The organism is Bradyrhizobium sp. LB13.1, assembly GCF_054056815.1.
Genome location: NZ_JBSRYQ010000001.1, coordinates 7626130 through 7646072, shown reverse-complemented (window position 1 = coordinate 7646072; position 19943 = coordinate 7626130). Strand labels below are relative to the sequence as shown.

At 61.5% G+C, this 19943-nt stretch carries 19 protein-coding genes and 2 pseudogenes; 10 read left to right on the top strand and 11 right to left on the bottom strand.

The features are described from left to right. The first annotated feature begins 429 nt into the window (after positions 1 to 429). The gene (locus ACVWYI_RS37160) at positions 430 to 624 is read left to right on the top strand and encodes a hypothetical protein (RefSeq protein WP_456664454.1); all 195 of its coding nucleotides are present in this window, start codon (positions 430 to 432) and stop codon (positions 622 to 624) included. Between the two features lie 304 nt (positions 625 to 928). Here ACVWYI_RS37160 and ACVWYI_RS37155 read toward each other — a convergent pair whose 3' ends face one another. Then, a complete protein-coding gene (locus ACVWYI_RS37155) occupies positions 929 to 1471 on the bottom strand; it encodes a recombinase family protein (protein ID WP_456664453.1) in 543 nt (180 codons plus the stop codon). Positions 1472 to 1657: 186 nt separating this feature from the next. On the opposite strand from ACVWYI_RS37155, the gene ACVWYI_RS37150 reads away from it, so the two are divergent. Together ACVWYI_RS37150 and ACVWYI_RS37145 are read left to right on the top strand one after the other, a co-directional pair. Further along, complete coding sequence (locus ACVWYI_RS37150) at positions 1658 to 2320, top strand: hypothetical protein (RefSeq protein WP_456664452.1); 663 nt, start codon at positions 1658 to 1660, stop codon at positions 2318 to 2320. Between the two features lie 85 nt (positions 2321 to 2405). Next, positions 2406 to 3242 carry an AbiTii domain-containing protein gene (locus ACVWYI_RS37145; protein WP_456664451.1) on the top strand — a complete coding sequence of 279 codons (837 nt, stop codon included), beginning with the start codon at positions 2406 to 2408 and terminating at the stop codon, positions 3240 to 3242. A gap of 51 nt (positions 3243 to 3293) precedes the next feature. Here ACVWYI_RS37145 and ACVWYI_RS37140 read toward each other — a convergent pair whose 3' ends face one another. From ACVWYI_RS37140 to ACVWYI_RS37130, 3 genes are all read right to left on the bottom strand, one after another. After that, entirely contained in the window at positions 3294 to 3512 is a 219-nt protein-coding gene (locus ACVWYI_RS37140) for a hypothetical protein (protein WP_456664450.1), read from the bottom strand. Then, positions 3509 to 4015 carry an HNH endonuclease gene (locus ACVWYI_RS37135; protein ID WP_456664449.1) on the bottom strand — a complete coding sequence of 169 codons (507 nt, stop codon included), beginning with the start codon at positions 4013 to 4015 and terminating at the stop codon, positions 3509 to 3511. Before ACVWYI_RS37135 ends, ACVWYI_RS37140 begins: the two co-directional genes overlap by 4 nt. Before the next feature lie 490 nt (positions 4016 to 4505). Then, complete coding sequence (locus ACVWYI_RS37130) at positions 4506 to 5402, bottom strand: LysR family transcriptional regulator (RefSeq protein ID WP_456664448.1); 897 nt, start codon at positions 5400 to 5402, stop codon at positions 4506 to 4508. Positions 5403 to 5671: 269 nt separating this feature from the next. Here ACVWYI_RS37130 and ACVWYI_RS37125 point away from each other — a divergent pair, with 269 nt between their 5' ends. The 3 genes and pseudogenes from ACVWYI_RS37125 to istB all read left to right on the top strand — a co-directional run bounded on the left by ACVWYI_RS37125 (position 5672) and on the right by istB (position 8901). Continuing rightward, complete coding sequence (locus ACVWYI_RS37125; protein ID WP_456664447.1) at positions 5672 to 6406, top strand: SDR family NAD(P)-dependent oxidoreductase; 735 nt, start codon at positions 5672 to 5674, stop codon at positions 6404 to 6406. A 132-nt stretch (positions 6407 to 6538) separates the two neighbouring features. Continuing rightward, positions 6539 to 8029 (top strand): annotated as a pseudogene (gene istA / locus ACVWYI_RS37120) (IS21 family transposase); the annotation flags it as partial. An 8-nt stretch (positions 8030 to 8037) separates the two neighbouring features. After that, positions 8038 to 8901 carry an IS21-like element helper ATPase IstB gene (gene istB, locus ACVWYI_RS37115; RefSeq protein WP_456661642.1) on the top strand — a complete coding sequence of 288 codons (864 nt, stop codon included), beginning with the start codon at positions 8038 to 8040 and terminating at the stop codon, positions 8899 to 8901. Positions 8902 to 9380: 479 nt separating this feature from the next. On the opposite strand, the gene ACVWYI_RS37110 is transcribed toward istB, so the two are convergent. Further along, positions 9381 to 10943 (bottom strand): winged helix-turn-helix domain-containing protein, encoded by a 1563-nt coding sequence (locus tag ACVWYI_RS37110; protein WP_247445322.1) that lies wholly within the window; start codon positions 10941 to 10943, stop codon positions 9381 to 9383. Positions 10944 to 11110: 167 nt separating this feature from the next. On the opposite strand from ACVWYI_RS37110, the gene ACVWYI_RS37105 reads away from it, so the two are divergent. Continuing rightward, positions 11111 to 11806: a hypothetical protein gene (locus ACVWYI_RS37105; protein ID WP_025576406.1), complete on the top strand. Its 696-nt coding sequence runs from the start codon at positions 11111 to 11113 to the stop codon at positions 11804 to 11806. A gap of 17 nt (positions 11807 to 11823) precedes the next feature. Beyond that, the gene (locus tag ACVWYI_RS37100; protein ID WP_025576246.1) at positions 11824 to 12186 is read left to right on the top strand and encodes a hypothetical protein; all 363 of its coding nucleotides are present in this window, start codon (positions 11824 to 11826) and stop codon (positions 12184 to 12186) included. Between the two features lie 229 nt (positions 12187 to 12415). On the opposite strand, the gene ACVWYI_RS37095 is transcribed toward ACVWYI_RS37100, so the two are convergent. Beyond that, positions 12416 to 12718 (bottom strand): DUF1127 domain-containing protein, encoded by a 303-nt coding sequence (locus ACVWYI_RS37095; protein ID WP_247445321.1) that lies wholly within the window; start codon positions 12716 to 12718, stop codon positions 12416 to 12418. Between the two features lie 662 nt (positions 12719 to 13380). On the opposite strand from ACVWYI_RS37095, the gene ACVWYI_RS37090 reads away from it, so the two are divergent. Continuing rightward, the gene (locus ACVWYI_RS37090; RefSeq protein WP_247445319.1) at positions 13381 to 13656 is read left to right on the top strand and encodes a hypothetical protein; all 276 of its coding nucleotides are present in this window, start codon (positions 13381 to 13383) and stop codon (positions 13654 to 13656) included. A 240-nt stretch (positions 13657 to 13896) separates the two neighbouring features. On the opposite strand, the gene ACVWYI_RS37085 is transcribed toward ACVWYI_RS37090, so the two are convergent. The 3 genes and pseudogenes from ACVWYI_RS37085 to ACVWYI_RS37075 form a co-directional block, all read right to left on the bottom strand. Continuing rightward, entirely contained in the window at positions 13897 to 14562 is a 666-nt protein-coding gene (locus ACVWYI_RS37085; RefSeq protein WP_456664446.1) for a class I SAM-dependent methyltransferase, read from the bottom strand. Between the two features lie 45 nt (positions 14563 to 14607). Further along, entirely contained in the window at positions 14608 to 15066 is a 459-nt protein-coding gene (locus ACVWYI_RS37080; protein ID WP_456664445.1) for an Rrf2 family transcriptional regulator, read from the bottom strand. A gap of 517 nt (positions 15067 to 15583) precedes the next feature. Then, positions 15584 to 17357, bottom strand: a pseudogene (locus ACVWYI_RS37075) (YgiQ family radical SAM protein); the annotation flags it as partial. Between the two features lie 168 nt (positions 17358 to 17525). Between ACVWYI_RS37075 and ACVWYI_RS37070 the strand changes: the two are divergent. Continuing rightward, complete coding sequence (locus ACVWYI_RS37070; protein ID WP_247351402.1) at positions 17526 to 17690, top strand: hypothetical protein; 165 nt, start codon at positions 17526 to 17528, stop codon at positions 17688 to 17690. Positions 17691 to 17696: 6 nt separating this feature from the next. Here the strand turns inward: ACVWYI_RS37070 and ACVWYI_RS37065 are convergent, their stop codons facing one another. Both ACVWYI_RS37065 and ACVWYI_RS37060 read right to left on the bottom strand, forming a co-directional pair. Then, on the bottom strand, positions 17697 to 18362 hold the full coding sequence (locus tag ACVWYI_RS37065; protein WP_456664444.1) for a GntR family transcriptional regulator: 666 nt from the start codon (positions 18360 to 18362) through the stop codon (positions 17697 to 17699). Between the two features lie 8 nt (positions 18363 to 18370). Beyond that, positions 18371 to 19783, bottom strand: a complete 1413-nt coding sequence (locus ACVWYI_RS37060; RefSeq protein ID WP_456664443.1) for an FAD-binding oxidoreductase — start codon at positions 19781 to 19783, stop codon at positions 18371 to 18373. Between the last annotated feature and the right edge of the window lie 160 nt (positions 19784 to 19943).

Genomic DNA, 19943 nt, shown 5'->3' with positions numbered 1-19943 from the left:
TGGGATCAAACCCAACGGGACGCGAGGGGACAGGCTCTCGGGCGAAGGTCTGCCCGGAGGCACCCTACGGCCCCAGCCGGGGCTATAGGAAGCCGCCCTGAACGCTGGGCTGTGAACAACCTGAAGCCCCCTGCGTCTTCTCCGTATGGACCCTGAAGTCGAAAAAGAGCGTCTGGAGGCACAGTTAGCCATGTGTCGCAGGCTGGCGCATGCCTACGTGGGCGTCACTGCGGACAACCTGAGGAGGCTCACAGAGCAGCTGGAGGAGCGCCTGCGGGAGCTTGTGGAGACCCCACGCGAGGGTAGCTGATCCGCCGCATCCCCGGCCCCGATAGGAAGAGTTGGGGGACGCCATAGCTGGAACTACGGCACCCGAGGAGGCTCCTTTGCCAGTAGGAACGGTGCCTGCGTTACCGGATTAGCAGCGCCATGAAAGCAAGCGAAATGCTGACCCGTTCCGACGCGTGTGACGCGATGGCTGACACGGCAACCGATCCGAATGTGGTCTTTGCCCTCCGTGAGGCGGCCAACCAATGGCGCGCCTTGGCGAAGCAGATGGACCTTCTTGAGCGCACCCAAGCCTATAGGATGATCCGCTCGAGCACGGAAAGCTCTCAAGGCTGAGCCGGCGTTCCTAAGAACGATCCAGCGCAGCGACAAGCTCGGCAATATTCGCTCCCTTCAAGCCCACTATTTGAAACGTGGGGGTAGGGGACGTTTCAGACTGGGACCTCTATTCGAAACGAGGACCCATTGATTTTGGTCAACATCCTTCGTGCCACCCCCGTTCACGCTGTGGCTATGAGCAGCCGCGACCAGCCACCCAAGCCCGCCCCTCCCGAGCGGAGGAGGCGCGGAGCATCGCCGCACATCACGGCAGAAGACGGTGGCGAGGAGAGTGAATAATGCTGCGTTGTCCCTGCGCCACTTAGGTCTCCAGAGCCCGGTAGACCGACGCACGACCAATGTTGAGAGCCTTGGCGATAGCTGAAGCACCCAATCCTTGAGCCTTGAGCGCCTTCACCTTGGCGGTGTCGATGGAGGCCTTGCGCCCTTGGTAGACCCCGCGTGCCTTGGCGTCCGCGATGCCTTCTAGCTGCCGCTCCCTGCGAAGATTGGTCTCGAACTCAGCGAACACACCAAGCATGTCGAGGAAGCACTTGCCAGCTGCAGTGCTGGTGTCGATGGGTTGCTCTGTTGCCTTCAGGGAAGCACCACGCGCCTTCACGGTACGAACAATGTCCTGAAGGTCGCCAATGCTGCGCGCAAGCCGATCAATGCGGGTTACCATCAGCACATCCCCCGCGCGGAGGAAGTCGAGCACGGTGCGAAGCTCCTCCCGGCCTGCGGTGGAGGTGCCGCTGCGCTTCTCGGAGCGGATCAGGTCACAGCCTGCTGCGCGCAATGCGTTCTCTTGGAGGTCGAGTTGTTGATCGTTGGTGCTCACACGGGCGTACCCGATGACGGTCATTTGCCAGTCCTGTCTCGTTAGGGTCTAGACCATGAGACACTGGTGTCTCAAAACTCATAAGTCAACCCTATTGAGGCAGAAATCGTGTCTCACAGCGGTGTCTCGGAAGGGTAGACCCTACGGAGGTGGGTATCGGGACCGAATGTCGGTTGTGTTATGTTGCGGGCACAACGATTTGGGGGCGACATGGGCAAAATATGGGGCGGCAGCGCCATTCTGATTGCGCTGATGGGTAATCCCGCTCACGCAAGAGATGCTGTTATCGAGCAGACGCTTACACAGCGACTTGGCACGCTATCGAGCCAAGCTGCGCCCGTTTTCACAGAAGGCGTTCTTACAGGGTGTGGCGTCACCTTCGCTGCGCTTATCCGAGATTTTACCTACCGCACGGGAGGCTTTGCCCGCGTAGACGGCTCATTCAATCTCATGACCGCAAAGAACAACATCGGCATCCTGCTGAAGGTTGTGGTTAACGATTTCGAGGACACCACCTATAGACTGATGCCTAACGCTCCTGTGAGCGCGTTCTTCGTTTCAGGCAACGCGACCAGCCGTCCGTACCTAGTCAATCAATCGCTTGGGACCGACACACCCGGCGCAATCGTTGCGGTCTACAACGCGGAGCAAACGTTCGCGATGTTGCTCAAAGCGGTCGGTGAAGGCGTGGTCACCATCGCGTTCGCCCGTAAGAAGGGGGGCACGGATATGCAAGTGCCCATCGACCTGAGCATTGACGACACAGACGACAGTGGGAAGAAGATCCGATCAACCAAAGCTGCAAGTACGTTTATGCAGTGCGCTTCCGACCTGGTGGACGCCGAACAGCAGCGCCTCAAATCCAGAAAGTGAGGCAAGGACAACGCACGGAAGAGCGAGGGTATGGGAACCATTGTGGAAAAGCTGCAGCACGACGCGCTCAACGCGTCAGTGCCCGGTGAGTGACCTCCTGCGCCGGGTGAAATTCGTTGCAGTGAAGCTGGGCTTGGGAGCTGTAGAGGACTGGGTCGAGCACGAGCTAAAGGGCTACGAGGTCAAACCGCCTGAGTACCGCAAGGTGCATGGACGGCCAATGGCGTTCAACCCGTACCATGGCTGGATGGCCATGGGCGGGCATACGGAGCAGCTCTCGTGGATGAGAAACCCGGAACCCGTTTCGGTGCTGGAAGACCTAATCCGCTCGTGCTCTCGCGGAGGCTCGCTTCAAGTCTCCTATCCAGACAAAATCAAAGAGATGTTGGATGAGCAGAACGGAGTTCGCTGGAACTACTGTTTGGAAATTTCGCCGAGTGAGCTGGGGCGCATCCTTGATCGCGTCCGAACGCTCATCTTGGAGTGGGCATTGGATTTGGAGAAGGCTGGAATTATGGGAACGGAAGATAGTTTTGGACAAGCTGAGAAGCAGAAGGCTCAGGCTGCTAGTCCCACGATCAACATCGGGAGCATTGGTCAGTTTGTTGGCAACATGGGGCAAGGCAACAGCTCGGGCGATATCGACGCGAGCGACGGCATCAAAATCGATCAACTCACTTCAATCGTCTCTCAACTGCGCAACCACAGCGTCGAGCTCGTGGAAGCCGGTGCCGATGGCAAGCGTCTCGAAGAGAGGCTGGGTGCGTTAGAAACAGCGATTGCCAAGAACGACCGATCGGCTCTGAGAGGGATACTAACAGACGTGCGGAACTCCCTAAGCGGCGCAGCAGGTAGTTTGATTGCCTCGGGAGCGATGAACGTTTTGAATGTGATGCTTGGGACGGGAGTGCCTTCGACATAGCTCCAATCCAGCGCGGGCGAAGCTGTTGCGCCTGCCAAAGTCAGCGAACCGTTATCGCCTTATGCGCGGCGGTTTGTTTGCCAGATATTCGATCAGTAGAGCTGGCTCTTGGGTGTGCAGGACAACCTCCCGATCCTCATCGCAGAGGCGATCGAAATGATCCCTGTCCACAATGAGCAAATTTGCGCTCCTGTCATAGAGCGACAGCAAATCACGACCGGGAAGCGTTCCCGGAAGAACATAGCGAATGATGCGAGCAGGGTTGGTCATCGACGGCTCAGCTCACGTGAACTCTTCGGTGGAACGAGACCATGCTTGCTTCCAAGGTTCTCGACATCATGCCCGACTTTGACCCGCCAATCCCAATGCTCCTCTAGCGTCTTGTCCTTCTTGTCGCGGTTGCATCTAGAATGTGCCAGTATGAAGTTGGACCTGTCATGCACACCGCCCTTAGCCAAGGGTATCATATGATCCACTTCCCCATTTTCAGCAAAGTCGATCATCTGGAAGCAGCACGGACAGATGCCATTTTGCTTATCCCATAGCTCTCGCTTGAGGGTCGATCCAAAGCCGGTCCGGGCACCCGGCGCTCTTGCTGCGCGCCTTGCATCTCGAACCTTCCGCTTTTCCTTGTTCTGGGCTTCATACTGGCGCGACCGCTGGTTCATGCAGACATTGCAGTAGCCGCGTAGATTTCCGGCGGGTGTAGAACCCCAATAGTCCAAGGTCGCGGGCTTCTCCTCGCCGCAAATGGTGCATTTCTTCGTCAGCATTAACGCTCAGCCCCAGTGGAACAGGAAGAGCATTCATAATCTCTAGGCCATAGTCCAGCCGGTCGATGGCGTCCCCGCACGTTCGCCACTGAGAAATGCTTGTAGGTGATGCTGCCTTTATCGTAACCACGAGCAGCTTGCAGCCCTTGTGCAGGAGACAATTTGCAGGTGGTCACAAGTGGTGGTACGAACCAGCCCGGCGGTTAGCGATTTTGTCTTGATTTTTCAACGTGAAGGTTGGGCGTCGGTCGCCTCGTTCCGGGCGCGCCATTTGGTACTCATCTCCGAATGCGGTTTGGCCCCGATTGACTGGCCAGCTCGACTCTCTCCAGCACATCCTTGCTTCCTATAATGCAGGCTTTCGGACACGGCTCATGGATCCCTCCGGAGTTTGCGAGGTCGCCCCGATATAAATCGTATCCGATTAAATCGGGTGCGATCTAAATGCTGCGACGAAAGGATGCAAGCCTCGCCGGCGACCTGCCGGGCGTCAGTCGCGCGATATGGACAGCCCCGCGAGAAGCGGAGCGTATGCGGCGAGCCTGCGGGATACGAACTCCGTGAAGAGCCGCACGCGCTTCGTCTTGCGGGTCTCCCCGTGTGTGAGAAGCCAGAGCGTTCCGTACATGTGCAGGTCGGTGCCCGGCACCCTCACCAGCAGGGGGTCGGCATCGCCAATGAAGCACGGCAGCGTCGTGATCCCGAGCCCTTGCCGTACTGCAACGATCTGCGCCTCGGCGTCCGTGATCCTGAACGGAACCCCCGTGGTGCGAACCTCACCCTCGCTGGCCCAGTCCGGTATTCCATGAATGCTGATGACGATCCACCGGATGGGATCCGGCGCGCCCGTACGCCACGCGGCTAGTCGATCCCGGGACATGTAGACGCCGCCGAACAGCTCCGGTCCCTTCATGCCGTGAAGATTGAGCGGCAGGGTTTTGCGGTCGTAGACGACGCGGATCGCGACGTCGGCCTCCCGGTTGGTCAGATTAGCCAGTTCGCCGAACGACAGGATATCCATCTCGATGTCCGGATGCAGACGCGCGAAGTCGGCGAAGTCCGGCATGAGCAGGTGTGTCGCCAGCGGCGGCGCCAGCGTCACCCGCAGAAGCCCGCGCACGCTCTGGTCGCGCCCGAAGACGCGCGTCTCCAGCAGGTGCGACGACGCTTCCATCTGGTCCGCGAACTCGAGGACCTCCTCGCCCGCAGCCGTCAGGCGGTAGCCCGAAGGCAGCTTTTCGAACATTTGGACCCCGAGCCGTTCCTCGAGCTGGGCGATGCGTCGCAGCACGGTCGCGTGATTCACACCGAGGCGCTCGGCGGCAGCCCGCACCGAGCCTCCGCGCGCGACGGCAAGAAAGTAGCGAACGTCATCCCAGTCGATCATGGTGCGATCCCGCACCGCGCGGTGCGCCTTCCAAAGCCCGTATCTAACGTCTCGTACAGCAGTACGGGCCGTCATCATAGCCTATGCCCGCAAGCACCGCCCAATTCCCGAACGGCGGACACCGATCGCCGCGGCTGCCGTGAGTCGTCCGGCCGGATCGATTTCGCACCACCGATGTGCGCGCTTCCGCACTCAACGCCTGACGCCGACCGACCTATGTCGAGGTTCTCGGGGGCAGATGCTGTCCCGACATCACGAAAGGAGAAGTTGTGCGAAAGCTAGAGGGTAAGGTTGCAGTTATCACGGGTGGCGCTACCGGCATTGGGCGCGCCGCAGCAAAGCGCTTCATCGAAGAAGGCGCCTTCGTCTTCATCTTCGGCCGCCGACAGGAGGCGCTCGACGCTGCTGTCGCCGCCCTCGGGCCGAATGCCCGCGCGGTGAAGGGCTCGGTCTCGGATGAGGCCGACCTCGACCGACTCTATGCGGCGGTGAAGTCCGAGCGCGGAACCCTCGACATCGTCTTCGCCAATGCAGGAGCGGGAAGCCAGCTTCGGCTCGGCCAGATCACCGCCGCGCACATTGACGAAACCTTCGACACCAACGTGAAGGGTACGATCTTCACGGTCCAGAAGGCGCTGCCGCTGATGGGCGAGGGTGGTTCGATCATCCTGACCGGATCGAGCGCCGGCACCACGGGCGCCCCGGCAATGAGCGCCTACAGCGCGAGCAAGGCGGCAGTGCGCAACCTCGCGCGAACCTGGGCGGAGGACCTGAAAGGCAGCGGCATCCGGGTCAACGTGCTGTCGCCCGGGGCGACTGCGACCGAACTCGCAAAGGAAGCGCTGGGCGAGGACGGCCAGAAGGTCTTCGCCTCGATGACTCCGCTCCAGCGCATGGCCGATCCGGCGGAGATCGGGGCCGTGGCGGCCTTTCTCGCATCGTCGGACAGCAGCTTCATGACCGCCAGCGAAGTCGCCGTCGACGGCGGCCTGGCGCAACTCTGACCCCGGCGCGGTCCCGTGTGTCATTCGGCCTGCAATATTGACCCCCTAAGCCGGGGGATCGGCGTCCAAAATTGACCCCCTACAGGTTGGTCTGTTGCGCTGCCTGCTTCGTAACAAAGCAGGTGGTGGGGGATGCTGATCGTGGAGACGATTGCCCGGATCCGGCGCGAGCACTTCATCAAGGGCAAGACGATCAAGGAGATCGCCCGTGACCTGAAGGTGTCGCGGAACACGGTCCGGAAGGTGCTGAGGTCGGGAGAGACCTCATTCGAGTACGAGCGGCAGGTGCAGCCGCGGCCAAAGCTCGGACAATGGGCAGTCGAACTTGACGGGCTGCTTGCGTCGAACGTGACTAAATCCGCTCGTGAACAGTTGACGTTGATCCGGATCTTCGAAGAGCTGCGCGGCCGCGGCTATGACGGCGGTTACGATGCGGTGCGGCGTTACGCCAGGCGCTGGAGCAAAGAACGCGGGCAATCGACCGCAGCCGCTTATGTTCCGCTGAGCTTTGCCCCAGGCGAAGCCTACCAGTTCGACTGGAGCCACGAGGTGGTCTTGCTGAGCGGCACCACGGTGATGGTGAAGGCCGCCCATGTCCGGCTCTGTCACAGCCGCATGCTGTTCGTGCGAGCCTATCCGCGGGAGACGCAGGAGATGGTGTTCGACGCCCACGACCGGGCGTTCGCCCTGTTCAAAGGCACCTGCACTCGCGGCATCTACGACAACATGAAGACCGCGGTAGAGACGATCTTCGTCGGTAAAGGGCGTCTCTACAACCGCCGCTTCTTGCAGATGTGCAGCCACTATCTGGTCGATCCGGTCGCCTGCACGCCAGCGTCGGGCTGGGAGAAGGGGCAGGTCGAGAACCAGGTCGGGCTGGTCAGGGAACGCTTCTTCACGCCGCGGCTGCGGTTCAAAAACCTCGACGAGTTAAACGCCTGGCTGCTCGACAAATGCATCGCCTACGCCAAGGCTCATCGCCATCCGGAGTTGGTTGATCAGACGATCTGGGACGTGTTCGAAGCCGAACGCCCCAAGCTCGTTCCCTATGCCGGCCGCTTCGACGGCTTCCATGCCGTGACGGCGTCGGTCTCGAAGACCTGCCTGGTGCGCTTCGACAACAACAAGTACTCGGTCGCAGCCAGCGCAGTCGGACGACCGGTCGAGGTTCAAGCCTATGCCGATCGCATCGTGATCCGTCAGGATGGACGCATCGTTGCCGAGCACCCGCGATCCTTTAGTCGCGGCGATACCGTCTACGACCCCTGGCATTATGTGCCGGTGCTCGTCCGCAAACCCGGCGCCCTGCGCAACGGTGCTCCCTTCAAGGACTGGGTGCTGCCGGCCGCGATCGAGCGGATCCGGCGCAAGCTTGCCAGCACCGACGATGGCAATCGGCAGATGGTCGACATCCTCAACGCGGTGCTGACTGACGGTCTCCCCGCGGTGGAAGCGGCCTGTGCCGAAGCGCTCAGTCACAGCGTCCATTCCGCAGATGTCGTTCTCAATATCCTGGCCCGGCAACGTGAACTCGCCCCACCGGCCAACATCATGACGCCGGCCGCACTGACGCTCCGTCATGCACCGATCGCCGATTGTGCCCGCTACGACAACCTCCGGAGGACCATCTGATGGAACGAACCCAAATCTTCGACCTCATGGGCGAACTCAAGCTCTATGGCATGAAGGCGGCCTTCGACGAGATCATGGCGATCGCTGTCAAACGCCAGCACGAACCTCAGCGCATTGTCGGCGACCTGCTCAACGCCGAGATCAATGAGAAGCAAGCCAGGTCGATCAAATACCAGCTCACCATTGCCAAGCTGCCACTTGCCAAGGACATCGCCGACTTCCAGTTCGATGGCACGCCAATCAATCAGACTCTCGTCAATGACCTCGCCGGCGGCGGCTTCATCGCCCAGCAACGCAACGTCGTACTGGTTGGCGGCACCGGCACAGGCAAAACCCACCTGGCCATTGCCATCGCCAGAAGCTGCATCCGCGATGGCGCTAGAGGACGCTTCTACAACGTCGTCGACCTCGTCAACCGGCTCGAGACCGAGACCCGCAACGGACGGCAAGGACGGCTCGCCGAGCATCTGACCCGGATGGACTTCATCGTGCTGGATGAACTCGGCTATTTGCCCTTCGCCCAGTCGGGTGGCCAGCTTCTGTTCCACCTCGTCAGCCGGCTCTATGAGCGCGCCTCCGTCATCGTGACGACAAATCTCGCCTTCGGCGAATGGCCGAGCGTGTTCGGCGACGCCAAGATGACCACCGCGCTGCTCGACCGGTTGACCCATCACTGTGACATCGTCGAGACCGGCAACGACAGCTGGCGGTTCAAAAGCCGAGACGACGATCACGCCACCCGCGCTCGTCTCGCCTCCGCTATCCCGGCCAGCTCCGACGAGACGAGCGCTACCAGCAAACATCGCCGCGCAAAGGGGTCAAAATTGGACGCCGATGAGGGGTCAAAGTTGCAAGCCGATTGACAGTTAACGTCGGCGATGCTCCCGCACGTGCCAAGAATGCTCCCGCTCAGGTGTTGGCAGGCCGAATCTGGTCACAAGAAGGACTGTGAAGCCTGAGCTGAACACCACGAAAGCGATCGTCATGTCTGCTGTTTGGGGGGAAGCCTGACGCCGCCTGACGGATTGGCCAACAGCTGCTTTTGGCCGAAAGCGGCAGTTGCGCCTCCTTCGATGCGCCGAAATACGCATCAGGAGATTCCGCGCGTCTCTCGCCGGAGGAGGTCATGCGATTGCGTCGGGTGTGGTGCCCCACACCGGGACGTACACAGTGGACGAGGCCACCAAGATCCACGTCAACATAGAGACGAGTTCATATTCCAAACTGTTCGGAGCGAATCCACGCACGCCGGCCGGCGTCACGCTAGTGCTGGTATTCAAACGGGGAACCTACGCGCGTCGCTGACGCGGGTCGCGGACCTAGTTGTGACCGGAAGCGCCCGTCACCCTTCCGGCACGCCAGCGAGGCGGAAGCCTTCACACGCGCGCTCGACCCCAGCAAGGTAAATCGGATTGTCGCTTTGTTGAGCAGCAAGAAAGCGACGGATGGTGAAACCCGAGTTGAGCGCAAGTCCCGTTCTTGCAGCATTTCGCGCCTCATCGAGCGCGCCGGTCAGGCCCAACGCAGCGGCGAGCGACAAATGAGCGAGAGGAAAGTTGCGGTTCGCCTCGGTGCTTCGTCGCAGCCAACTGACGGCTTCGACGTCCGAACCAAGCTGTAGCTTGGCCACACCCACATAACACGTCCACTGGTAGGCTTCAACGTCGCGAGGGGAGAGACGTAAAGCCTCGCGTATATGGCCTTCGGTCTCGGCAGCGCGACCCATGCAGAACTTGGCGAGGCCAAGGGCAGCATGAGCGTTCGCCCTATTCGAATCCAGAGCCAACGCATGCTCGAATTCGCGGATGCCTTGGGCGGCCCGGTTCGTAAAGATCTGGACGTAACCCAGGGCCAAGTGGGCCGAAGTACGGTTTGGCCTGATGGACAATGCCCTATTCGCCATCGCCTCGGCAGCTGCAAGCCGCGCAGGCCCGTCATCCGTCGTAAAGCTGGTCGCAACTGCCGTATCAACACTTGCCAGGCCAATCATTGCTTCGACGTTGCAGGGGTCGAACTCTAGAGAGCGTTCGAAGAAGCTCCGCGCTTGCGTCACGCATTCAAGGCTAAACCCCTTCATCAACCAGGCCCGGCCTTGGAAGTACAGGTCCATCGCATCGGGATGCACCATACGCTCGGCTCGTCGCGCCTCAGCCTCGATGAGCTGGGCACCTAATGTATTGGCGAGCCTCGCTATGATTTCGTCCTGCATGTCGAACAGGTCTACGACAGGCTTCTCGAAGCGCTCGGCCCAAAGATGCCGGCCGCTCTCAGCATCGATCAACTGCACGTTCATCCGAAGCCGACTGCCGCTGCATTGCACTGAGCCTTCGAGCACGTAGCGAACGTTTAATTCGCGGCCAACTTGCCGTACATCGACTGCTTTACCCTTGTACGAGACGGCGCTGTTCCGTGCGATTACAAATGAACCACTGATGCGCGACAAGTCCGTGGTCAAACTGTCGGTTACACCATCCGCGAAATAGTCCTGCTCACGATCACCGCTCAGGTTCGTGAAGGGTAGCACGACGATGGATAGGCGCGGCGGCGTGTCGCCGGTTCGCTCGACTGCGCGAACCGTCTCATTTGCGGGCCTCCGGGCTTCCTGCACTGCACCAACGAAGCGAAAACCTTTGCGCGGCAATGTTTTGATCAACTGCTGTTTCTCGCCGGTGTCACCGATGGCGCTCCGAGCGGCATTGATGCGCGTCGTCAGAGCGGCGTCCGAGACGATGCGACCATTCCAGACGCCAGCGATGAGGTCGTCCTTACTGACGACACGTTCCCTGTTCCGGATCAAATAGTTCAGAAGGTCGAATACCTGCGGCGTGACAGCAATCGTGTCGGCTCCCTGCCGCAGCTCCCGCCGGTCCGTATCCAGCGTGAAGTCCGCAAAGGAGTAAAGCAAATGCGTCCTCCTATTGTACGATCGCACCCCAGCAGAGCTGCGATGTAAGCAGACGGTAAGAAGAATGGAAGCCGCTTGTAAAGCGCTTCCCATGATCTCGGTGCATCCTCGTGCGCGGCTGAACAGTATGAACTGCTCGCCGATCCCGCGTCACGAGGGAGGATATCATGAGTCGGATGGTTGCGCTGACGGGAGCGGCGGCTGCAGCGAGGCTCTTGGTCTGGGTCGTTTGCGTTCTCGCCTCTGCGAACCGCGCTCACGCTCAATGCTCGCCGCGTGATGTGCTGCAGAGGCAGTTGACTCTCAAGGCGACGCCATTTGTCCCAACACGCATGGGTCCAGTAACGTCCGTTTCGGATGTTGCCGAATGGAAAACAATAAGCATCGGGACGTTCCCGGATACGTTTGCTGTCCTCACCGCACTGAGTGCGATTGGTTGTGGCGTCGGTAACTCGGCAGCGGAGGCCCTTGCTCGACCTGCGTTTACCGTTAGCGGCACCAGAACGGCGGTGACGCTTCTGACAGTGACCGCGGCCGACCTGGGCTTCAAGAGTGAGACGGTGCCGTTGCGGCAAATCTACGAACTCGCGCAGCAACTGGGCTTCCGGCTTGCGCCGCCCGAAATCGCTCCGCAGCTCAGACTTCAATATCTGGACCAGCCCGTAGGTGAGTTTCTCGTCATCGGGATGAACCCGATCCGGACATGGGCTGGTGAAGAAGTCATCCTGACCGTGGCAAATGGGGGAGCGGGCCTCATCCTCGTTGGCCAGGATGGTCGCGCCGATGCGGAAATACCAGTGACCTCCCGCTTCGTGTTCCTGCGCTCCTTGCCCACGACGCCAGCGGCGCTGATTCGAAACTGAGATGGCCGAGGGGCGAAATGCTGGCGATCAGAGCGATGAAGCACATGGCGGTTCCAATTTGTCTGCTGCTGCTGCCGTCGACCGCGATACTTGCGCGAGATGATGGGCGCTATGCGAATTCCCCGCTGAAGCCCTGGTTCGAGAGTCTGCAAAGCGAATTCGGGAAGTGCTGTGAGGAGTCTGACGCCTACGTCGTCTCCGAACCCAATTGGAAGTCCGATCACGGACAATATCGCGTTCGCATCGACGACGAATGGGTGCTCGTGCCGGATGGCGCCGTCATCAAGCAACCCAACCTTGCCGGACGGACGATGGTCTGGAAGCACTACATCGATGGACATCCTCGCGTCCGCTGTTTCATCCCGGGCAGCATGACCTGATACGTCGGACCATCCTCTGATGCACCCAGTGCATGATCCAAGTTCGATGGTCCCAAGCATTGAGATCGGTTGCTCAGTTTCGTTAAGACAAGAGGCTTCGTCTCTTTACTGTTACGGTGCGTGCATCCGGAAGTGGCCCTTCTGGGCCTACCGCACCCAATTCCAATGTCTGGTGTCTGAGGAAGATCAGAAGGGACTTCGGGCGCAGCAAAAACGGCGCTCCTGACCCCTATCGGGAGTCGGTAGGCCCAATCTGGCCATCCACCGTTGGCAGATATCGCGGCCATTCGCCGGATCGGATGCCCCGCGGGTCAATACCTCGGTGCGAGGCGACGTAGTCGATCTCGCCACGCGTGGTGCCGATATCCGTCAGTTCTCGGTTGCTTAGGTCGGATAAGGTGGCGCTCAACTTTTGGCGCTCGCGGCGCTCCTGAAAGGCATTCCAACATTTCCAGATGAAATTGGCGACATGCCGGGTCGATACGGATGTCCGTTCCAGCCACGAAGTGCTGTGCGTCGTGGTCGTGGTCATTGCGGTGTCTCCTCGATGGTGTTTTTCCACCGACGAGAGAGTGCCGCGAGATTGGCGGGGACGCTTAACCGGCAGCTTACATTTTCTCTACCGGCGGCTTATTCTCGCGATTGTCGGCGAGGCCAAAGCGCTACCCGGTTACGGGAACCCTCATCCAATGGGATCCGCATCTTGCGCTATCCCTTCGCGGAGTACGTATTCGACAATGACGCGCGCGAGCTGTATCGCGGGGCGGACGCCGTCTTCGTTTGCACCACAGGTGTTCGATCTGCTTGATTAACTCATCTGCCGCATGGTGTGGCAGACGCCACGTGCAAGAATGCGGGGCTGCCGGAGGAAGCGGTGAGGGACTTAGGAAAGCGGGGTTGCCCGAATAGACCGTGCTCGCCGCATCGACGGGCTGATCATCGGGCGCGATTTGCTGCGCTGCATGAGACTGAATCTGGCCCGTTACCGACCTCCGCCAACACAGCCGCTATGTCTGCCTTCAGGAAATAAGCCGATCCCAGCTCAACTCGGGCGGAAGTCAGCCTGTGGCCCATTGGGCACATGGCGGCAGTCTTTGCTTAGCCTGCCCTAAAAGGACGAGAACATTATAGTTGATGTTGAAAAGTGTGAGGATATTCTGACCGGGTGATTGACCGTTCTGGGCAGCTGGAAAGATGCGCAAGACAGTGCACCTGCATGACTGGGCCTGGATAGTTGCGGCAGACACCTATCGGCTGAACTTATTCAGTCAGCTCACCGGGCGAACAGCTCCGAAGGAGCAATCGGTCAGCGATGATCAACTCACCGACGCTATAGGCCAAAGCTTCACGCAGGTGAGCGATGCACGCTTCCGAGAGATGATCGAACTATCGACCGACGCTGCCCTTGAGGCCTACGACAGGGTTGTAACCGCTGCTACCAAGCTTTCGCGCTCCCGGCGCTCCAACTGATTGCCTCGCTGGCGGTGGTGGATAGCGGATTGGAAAGCGAGGACCTCAAAATCGATCGCAGCGGCGCGCTCGCTGACGTCGGCTCTTGGCCCCTTGCCGATACGCAGGGGCGAGCTGGCGATGTCCGGTATTGAAGGCAGAACGGACGCGGCCAATGTCGCGACTCATAGATTGTGACCGCACCCCCGGATACATCCGGCTTTGCATGATGCTCAGCCGCGTTGGCGAAGCCGGGCCACCTCACGCGTAGGCCACCCAGCCGCGGAAGGTGAACCCGGTGTAGAACAGGGTCGGCTCGGAGAAGCCGGCCTCGCGCAGAATCGCCTCATCCTGCGCGGGCGTGAGGATTTCCAGATGGTTGGTAACGGCGTTCCGCGCGGCCGCGGCCTGCTCGGGCTCGACGCCGGAGGAGGCCAGGAACGCAGAGTACCGCGACAGCCATAGCGGGCGCTCCTCATCGCCATCGGGCGCGCTTAAATGGGCGATAACGAAAGCTGCGCGCGGCTTGAGCCGTCGGCGGACCTCCGAGGCGATGCGGCGTCGCTCCTCGACGTCGACGAAGTGCAGCGTCAGCAGGCAGCTGGCGCCGTCAAACAATTCCTGCGGAGCATCGTCGATGTAGCCCTGATGAAGGCGCGCGCGCGATGCGAGCGGGCCCAGGGTTTGCCCGGCAAGCGCCAGCATCGCCGCGGAGGGGTCCACGCCGTCGAAGCTCCAGCGCGGCTGCGCTTGCGCAAACGTCTTCAATTCGAGGCCGCCGCCGGCGCCGAGCACGAGAATCCGCGCATCCTCACGCGCGCGCTCGGCCAGCAGGATCGCCGCCATGGACAGCATGGCATTGTAGCCCGGGACGAACCGTGGCGGGCCTTCCGTGTATCTCGCCACCGCTTGCGGATCGGAAAACATGTTCTGAACGTCGGTCATGATGTCGTCCTTGCTGAATGGAGCCGATCACGCGCCATGTGCGCTCATGCCCTGAAGCTTTCGGGAGCCGAGGCGTTTGCGCAGATCGTCGCTCAGCATCGCCAGCGTCACCTCGCCAAAGCGCGACAGCAGCAGCGCCTGCGCATCGCCGAATGCCTGATCGAGGGCGGCGTTGACGGCCTGCTCGACGAGACAACCCGGCGCCTCTGTCCGGTTGCCCATGGCCAGAAGCGAGGGACTGCCGAGCGCGGTGTAGACGTCGCGCAGCGTCACCTTCGTGAGATCGCAAGCCAGCGTCCAGCCGCCGCCATGTCCCTTTTCGGAGCGGACGTAACCGAGGTCCCGAAGGCCCGCCATGATGCGCCGGATCACCACCGGGTTCGTGTCCATGGCCTTTGCCAGGGTCTCGGACGTGAAGGTGCCGGGCTGCTGCGCCATGTGCAGCAGGACGTGCAGCACGCCGGATAATCGACTGTCTCGTTTCATGTAACTTTACATGTTACATGATTGTCTTCAGGTCAACTGATTTCGGCGCGAGCCTTCCGATCTCACGCTTCGACCGGAAGCAGAATCTCGTCGCAAAGTTCAGGCGGCTGACGACGATGCGAAACGGAACGTCCCATGGGCCTTGTCGCCGTGGCCTTTGGTCTCGCCGTTCTCGGCCTGGGGTTTGGCTTCTATGGGCCGCCGATCTTCCTGAGTGCTGTTCGCGAAGCAAGGGGATGGCCGCTGGCTCTGGTCTCGACGTTGCTACGGCGCTGGTGCGGGGATCGGCGATCTTGGTCGCGACGCCGAGCCGATGCGGCCTGACCCACCGCGCAATGGCAATCTGTCCGATCATGCCATCCTGCGCCTGTTTTGCCCGACGGGTCAACGAATTCGCACTCCGCTTAAGCCATTGATCCCGCTCATGCCGGCTACTGTGCATGGGGTTGTTTTCGACATATTTGTTTTGGAGGGCACGAAAGCGTCAGGCTGAAACCCGATCGCATCCTGCTTGCCGCTACTTCGTTATCCGCAGACCCTTGGTCGTAAACCGCTGCGCCTTGTCTCCGGGACGAACCGGCCGCCGTGTACCCGCGGCCTTGCCGGCGCCGGGCGGCTGGTGTGCTGGGACCAACTGCTCGGGGCGGGAGCCGATCAGATCGGTGCGGCCCATCTCTTTCAGGGCTTCACGCAGCACCGGCCAATTGTCGGGATCGTGGTAGCGAAGGCCTTGTGCAGGCGGCGCTGCCGCAGGCCCTTGATCGCCTCGACCTTGTCGCTGCCGCCGCGGCGCACGCCGCGCAGCGGGTTGACGCCGGTGTGGTACATCGCGGTTGCGGTCGCCATCGGCGAGGGCAGGAATGTCTGCACTTGGTCGGCGCGATAGCGGTTCTTCTTGAGCCAGAGCGCGAGGTTCATCATGTCCTCGTCGGTCGTGCCGGGATGCGCCGCGATGAAATACGGGATCAGGTAATATTTCTTGCCGGCCTGTTCGGCCGCGGCATCGAACATCCGCTTGAACTGGTTGTAGGCGCCGATGCCCGGCTTCATTATCTTGTCGAGCGGGCCGCGCTCGGTATGTTCGGGCGCGATCTTCAGGTAGCCGCCGACGTGATGGGTGACGAGCTCCTTGATGTATTCGGGGCTCTCGACCGCGAGGTCGTAGCGCACGCCGGAGGCGACCATCACCTTCTTGATGCCCTTGGTCTCGCGCACCTTGCGATAGAGCCGGATCAGATCGTCATGCGAGGTGTTGAGGTTCGGGCAGATCTCGGGGAAGACGCAGGACGGCCGCCGGCACGCCGCCTCGACCTTCGGATCCTTGCACGCCATCCGGTACATGTTGGCGGTGGGACCGCCGATGTCGGAGATGACGCCGGTGAAGCCGGGCGTCTTGTCGCGGATTTTTTCGATCTCGCGCAGGATCGATCCTTCGGAGCGGTTCTGGATGATGCGGCCCTCGTGCTCGGTGATCGAGCAGAAGGTCCAGCCGCCAAAGCAGCCGCGCATGATCGTCACCGAAAACTTGATCATGTCCCAGGCGGGGATCTTTGCCTCGCCATAGGACGGATGCGGTGCGCGCGCGTAAGGAAGATCGTAGACCGCGCCCATCTCGTCGCTGGTCAGCGGGATCGGCGGCGGGTTCAGCCAGAGGTCGCGGTCGCCATGACGCTGCACCAGCGGCCGCGCGTTGCCGGGATTGCTCTCCCGGTGCAGCACGCGCGAAGCCCTTGCATACGCCTCGCGGTCCTGCTCGACCTGCTCCAGCGCCGGCAACCGGATCACGGTTAAGCCTTTCGTCCGCGACGCGCCTTCATCGGCGGAATCGAGAACGTCCGCGTGCAGCTCGGAATAGTCCTCGAGCACGCGGCGGAACAGCGCGACGCCCCTGATGTCGTCGAGCTCGCGCGGCGCTTAGCCGGCGGCAAGACGGTTGGCCACTTCGACGACGGCGCGCTCGGCATTGCCGTAGAGCAGCAGGTCCGCCTTGGCGTCCGCCAGCACCGAGCCTTATCGGACCAGTAATCGTAATGCGCGATCCGGCGCAGCGAGGCCTCGATGCCGCCGAGCACGACCGGCACGCCTTTGAACGCCTCGCGGCAGCGCTGCGCGTAGACGACGGTGCAGCGGTCCGGCCGCTTGCCGCCTTCGCCGCCCGCGGTATAGGCGTCGTCATGGCGCAGGCGGCGATCCGCGGTGTAGCGGTTCACCATGGAGTCCATGTTGCCGCCGGTGACGCCGAAGAACACTTTTGGCTTGCCCAACGCCTTGAACGGCTCGGCCGAATGCCAGCACCATCCGTAACGCGATCTGAAGGCGGGCGTGAAGCAAGCCGCGGCCTTCGGTTCCAATGGATGTGTTGTGGTTCAATCGCAGGAACCATCTGTCTCAACGAACATTCTGATGCAGGGTTTGCGCCGGGCCCGGTTCGCGCGCGCTCTCTGGCGGATGGGGAACTCGTGAGTACAGTCATAGAGAACTTGCTGTTGCGAAAGCAAAAGCTCGTCGAGCAGCTCGAGAAGGCGCCGTCAGTCGAGGACCGCGACCAAATCGAGCATCAGCTCGAACAGATCAACACCGCGCTGGAATTCCTGGACAGGCCTGGCTCGAAAGGCGCGCGATAGCAGCGCTCAGTCGACCTTCAGCGCTTTGGCATAGACCAGGCCCGAATTGGTGACGTGCGTGGTCATCAGCGCTGCGAAGGAGGCGAACTCGCCGCGGGAAAACAAGTCGAGCAGCTTGCGATGCTCGTCGAAGGACGTGCGGGTGCGCACGTCGATCGGCGAGGTCAAATTGGTGCGCAGTGCGGCGACGCGGCCGGAGACGAGCTGATAGGATTCGGCGAGATAGCGGTTGCCGCAATGGGCGAACAGCCCTTCGTGAAAGGTGGCGTCGGCGCGGCCATAGGCGATATTGTCTTTGGCCGCAATTGCCGGCTCCATCGCCGCGATCGCCTCGCTCATCGTCGCGATCGCACCGTCGCGATCATGGTGGAAGGCGAGCTCGGCGGCCTTGGGCTCCAGCGCAATACGGAAGGTGCAGAGCGCAGTGATGTCCTCGGCGCTCGGTGTGAACACGAAACTGCCGACCTGCGGCCGGATCACGACGAGGCCCTGCGCCTGCAGCTGGCCCATCGCCTCGCGCACCGGCGTGCGGCTGACTCCGAAGGAGTTTGCCACCATCTCCTCGGAGATCGCGGCGCCGAGCGCGAACTCGCCGTCGATGATGGCCTGACGCAGCCGCTGCATCACCCGCTGGGACAGCGATTTCGGCGCATCGAGCTTCATCGATCGCATAGGCTCCCTCAGATCACCTTGCCGGGATTGAGCAGATGGTCGGGATCGAGCGCGGCCTTCAGCGTCCGCATCAGCGCGATCTCGGCCTCGCTCCGGGCATGCCCCAGCCACTTCTTCTTCAGCGTGCCGATGCCGTGCTCGGCGGAGACGCTGCCGCCCATCTCGCGCACGAGACCGTAGATGATCGCGTCCATCGCTTCCTTCGGCTGCTGCTCGACGGCAAGGCCGGTCACCCAGGAGACGAGATGCAGATTGCCGTCGCCGATATGGCCGTAATAGACGCTCTCGCATCCCTCGATGCCGTCAGCCAGCGCGGCCTTGCAGCGCGTGACGAACTCGTCCATCCGCGCCACCGCAAGCCCGATGTCGTAGGAGATGTGCGGCCCCAGCACCTGGCCGAACTCGGCGCAGATGTCGCGCACGCGCCAGAAGCTTTGCGTCTGCGCCAGCGATTGCGCCACGGCGGCGTCGGCGAGCAGCCCGCGTTCCATCAGCTGTTCGAGCCAGTTCTGGAAGCGCGGCGCGTCGACGCTCTCGTCGGTGCCTTGCGCTTCCACCAGAACGTAGAGGCCGTGGCCTGCGGCGACCGGCGGCTTGACGCCGGCGCGATTCGTGATCACGTCCCAGTAATCCGGCCACATCACCTCGAACGCCGACAGCAGCGGGCCGAGCCCGCTGCGCGCGGCGCCGAGCAGCGCAATCACGGCGGCATAGTCCTTGAGCGCGCAGAGCGCGGCCATGGTCGAGCGCGGTTTTGGAAACAGCCGCAGCACCACGCGGGTGATGATGCCGAGCGTGCCTTCCGAGCCGATAAACAGATGTTTCAGATCGTAGCCGGCATTGTTCTTCATCAGCTTGTTGAGGCTGGTGATGATGGTGCCGTCGGGCAGCACGACTTCGAGCCCGAGCACCAGCTCGCGCGTCATGCCGTAGCGGATCACGCGATTGCCGCCGGCATTGGTCGAGAGGTTGCCGCCGATCGCGCAGGAGCCGCGCGAGCCGAGGTCGAGCGGAAAGAAAAAACCGGCTTCGTCGGCGGCCTTCTGGATCGTCTCCAGCGGCGTGCCTGATTTCACCGTCATTGTCATCGACGCATGGTCGATCTCCTCGATGCCGCTCATGCGCTCCAGTGAGATCGCGACCCAACCTGCTTCCGGCGATGCGCCGCGGCACAGCCCGGTCAATCCGCCCTGCGGCACGAACGGCAGATGCGCCTGCCGGCAGGTCGCGATCGCATCCGCAACGCCTTGCGCGTCGGCCGGGCGGATCACCGCGAGCGGCGTTTGCGGCAGGCTCGCGCTCCAGTCGTTGCAATTGCGGGCAGGCACGTCGGCGCCAACAAGCACGGCGGCGGCGCCGAGCTTGTCGCGCAACGCGCCGAGCAAATGGTCGGGCCGCCCAATGGGGGTCACCATGTTCATGCGAGACCTCCTCGGAATCTGGCTGCGTCTCATGCGCGCCGGGATGGCGGAAAAGATTTGCGCCTTTCTTGTATGTAAGGTACAAGACGAAAAGTAAAGCAAAAACAAGGCTCGGCAAGCCCTCCTCAGATCCTTCGAGATCCGAGGCTTGGTCCGAAGC